Genomic DNA, 1,673 nt, shown 5'->3' on the forward strand with positions numbered 1-1,673 from the left:
GATGCGATCTCCGGTACGGTTGCGCCCAGACCCTTGGCATACTGCGTGCTGACCAGCGCTGGAATGTTCAGAATAATCGCTGCGCGAATCAGCAGCTGCGCATTCCGCACCAGTTGTTCCTTCTGAAAGATCGGCGGCAGCAACTTCTCCTGAACGTCGATCACGACCAGCGCACAGTGCTCGGGCTGCAATGGACGGCGCGCCATCGTAGCGTATTCAGAGGTGGTTGCGGCAGTCTCGAAAGCGATGACCATATTCGTGCCCTCGTCATTCATTTTCTTCGTCGGCAAATCAAGCCGTCACAGGAATTCTAACCCGCTCCCCGCACCTTGGTGATACTCGTGGCAGATGCTTCCTGGTTGACCGCGCTTCTCAGGAAACATAAAATGAAGGTGGACTGCACAGCGCCAACCAATCACACTGCCCCCTCGTTCAACGGCTAGGACACCTGCCTCTGGAGCAGGTTATCGGGGTTCGAATCCCTGGGGGGCAGCCAAACTCTTCCCTTGGGCAAAACGCGGCGAAGGAAATGCCCGGGTCTAGGGGTGAGCACATAGACCCGGGCCGGCCGTTCCGTGTTTGCGGCGAAGTGCCAAGGGGCATCCGGCGACTGGCTGGGCCAGCGCTCGCCGTTGAGAGGATTAATCACCCCTCGCATCCGTGCGACCTGCCCGTCCTGGCAGATGGCTTCGCCGTTCGGAACAGCGATCTTAACTCAACAAACCGCTAGACTGCGTTAAACCACTACGCCAACAAACCGCCGGCATACTGCAGGTAAAATGGCGCAAACCGAAACTACTTTTTCTGCGCTTCGCGAATGTAGGACACGACCATCTTGATCTGGTCGGGAGTCACACCTTTGGTTGCGAACGCGTGCATAGGTTTCTTGTCTTTGCCGCCGTTGGCGATCATGTCGGTCAAATCGGTGTCGGAGACCTTCTTGGCATCGTCGCCAACCAGGCTGGGAATCTTGGCCGCCGGTTTGCCAGCGAGGTCCGCGCCATGGCACATTGCGCACTTGGTTCTGTAGATGCTCGCGCCGTCATCGGCTGCCCACGACAGGCTGGGCAGAATCAGGAACAACGCCAGGGCGATCATCACGATCAGGATTACGAGCTTCGTCATCTTCATGATTGCGTTTCCTCTTGAGCCTTAATTGCCTCGTTACATGTGTGCGCTGAAGTTGAAGAATCTCGAACACGCGTTTCGAAGCTGAATAAGACTTTACTAATCGTTATGCAGTTTCAAGGACGCGGAGGTTTTGGTCTGTGATTGCCGTCACGGTGGCTCGTGATCGCGGTCTGAACCTAAGTCAATGCAGGAGAGGCAGATCGCGTCAAAAGACTCGCGATTCCGCGCCATATGCCGCACCGTCCGAACGTGGGCCCAGGCGTGCCGTTTGGAGATATTCGCAAGTCGCTGAAAATACAATGATTGTTGCGATCTTCAGTATCCGCTTCTTTGGCAGACTGCTTGCGATTCCATTATTGCAACCTGCCCCCGAGGCATTCGTTTTGGAACCTACACTCATGGTGATCGGCCTGAACCACCGTACGGCCCCGCTGGCCATGAGAGAGCGGTTCTGGATCAGCGAAAACCGGCGCTATGAAGTTTTGCGGCAGCTGAAGAGTGCGGACGGTATTGAAGAAGTTGTTGTCCTGTCCACTTGCTGC

2 protein-coding genes, 1 tRNA gene and 1 pseudogene are annotated in these 1,673 nt (G+C 56.0%); 2 read left to right on the top strand and 2 right to left on the bottom strand.

The window, feature by feature from the left end; translation table 11 throughout:
* Nucleotides 1-275, bottom strand: a 275-nt coding sequence (locus tag WA354_RS05375) for a cysteine hydrolase family protein (protein ID WP_472811983.1), incomplete at its 3' end; no start/stop codon positions are given.
* A 146-nt stretch (nt 276-421) separates the two neighbouring features.
* Here WA354_RS05375 and WA354_RS05380 point away from each other — a divergent pair.
* Nucleotides 422-496: transfer RNA gene (locus WA354_RS05380), tRNA-Gln, on the top strand.
* Between the two features lie 299 nt (nt 497-795).
* Here WA354_RS05380 and WA354_RS05385 read toward each other — a convergent pair.
* Nucleotides 796-1,131: a c-type cytochrome gene (locus WA354_RS05385; RefSeq protein WP_472811984.1), complete on the bottom strand. Its 336-nt coding sequence runs from the start codon at nt 1,129-1,131 to the stop codon at nt 796-798.
* A 299-nt stretch (nt 1,132-1,430) separates the two neighbouring features.
* Here WA354_RS05385 and WA354_RS05390 point away from each other — a divergent pair.
* Nucleotides 1,431-1,673 (top strand): annotated as a pseudogene (locus WA354_RS05390) (hypothetical protein); the annotation flags it as partial.

Source organism: Occallatibacter sp., from assembly GCF_049802275.1.
Lineage (GTDB): Bacteria > Acidobacteriota > Terriglobia > Terriglobales > Acidobacteriaceae > Telmatobacter.